Genomic DNA, 1207 nt, shown 5'->3' with positions numbered 1-1207 from the left:
ACACAGTGGACGCGAGCAACTGAGGACAAGCCCTCGGCCTATTAGTACCAGTCAACTCCACCCGTTACCAGGCTTCCATATCTGGCCTATCAACCCAGTCGTCTACTGGGAGCCTTACCCTCTCAAGGAGGAGGGAGCCCTCATCTCGAAGCAGGCTTCCCGCTTAGATGCTTTCAGCGGTTATCCTTTCCGAACGTAGCCAACCAGCCATGCCCTTGGCAGGACAACTGGCACACCAGAGGTTCGTCCGTCCCGGTCCTCTCGTACTAGGGACAGCCCTTCTCAAGACTCCTACGCGCACAGCGGATAGGGACCGAACTGTCTCACGACGTTCTAAACCCAGCTCGCGTACCGCTTTAATGGGCGAACAGCCCAACCCTTGGGACCGACTCCAGCCCCAGGATGCGACGAGCCGACATCGAGGTGCCAAACCATCCCGTCGATATGGACTCTTGGGGAAGATCAGCCTGTTATCCCCGGGGTACCTTTTATCCGTTGAGCGACGGCGCTTCCACAAGCCACCGCCGGATCACTAGTCCCTACTTTCGTACCTGCTCGACCCGTCAGTCTCACAGTCAAGCTCCCTTGTGCACTTACACTCAACACCTGATTGCCAACCAGGCTGAGGGAACCTTTGGGCGCCTCCGTTACCCTTTAGGAGGCAACCGCCCCAGTTAAACTACCCACCAGACACTGTCCCTGATCCGGATCACGGACCCAGGTTAGACATCCAGCACGACCAGAGTGGTATTTCAACAACGACTCCCCCGCCACTGGCGTGACGAGTTCACAGTCTCCCACCTATCCTACACAAGCCGAACCGAACACCAATATCAAGCTATAGTAAAGGTCCCGGGGTCTTTCCGTCCTGCTGCGCGAAACGAGCATCTTTACTCGTAGTGCAATTTCACCGGGCCTATGGTTGAGACAGTCGAGAAGTCGTTACGCCATTCGTGCAGGTCGGAACTTACCCGACAAGGAATTTCGCTACCTTAGGATGGTTATAGTTACCACCGCCGTTTACTGGCGCTTAAGTTCTCAGCTTCGCCCCACCGAAATGGAGCTAACCGGTCCCCTTAACGTTCCAGCACCGGGCAGGCGTCAGTCCGTATACATCGCCTTACGGCTTCGCACGGACCTGTGTTTTTAGTAAACAGTCGCTTCTCGCTGGTCTCTGCGGCCACCACCAGCTCAGAGTGCAAGACTC

At 56.3% G+C, this 1207-nt stretch carries 1 rRNA gene (cut by a window edge); it reads right to left on the bottom strand.

Annotated elements, in window-relative coordinates:
* Window positions 1–21: 21 nt before the first annotated feature.
* Window positions 22–1207 (bottom strand): 23S ribosomal RNA (locus AB0L45_RS39380); it runs 1373 nt beyond the window's last position.

It is taken from the genome of Streptomyces sp. NPDC052496 (assembly GCF_040679095.1).
In the GTDB taxonomy this organism is placed as follows: Bacteria; Actinomycetota; Actinomycetes; order Streptomycetales; family Streptomycetaceae; genus Streptomyces.
Note: the sequence above shows the minus strand (reverse complement) of the source record. Positions and strands in the feature narration are given on the sequence as shown.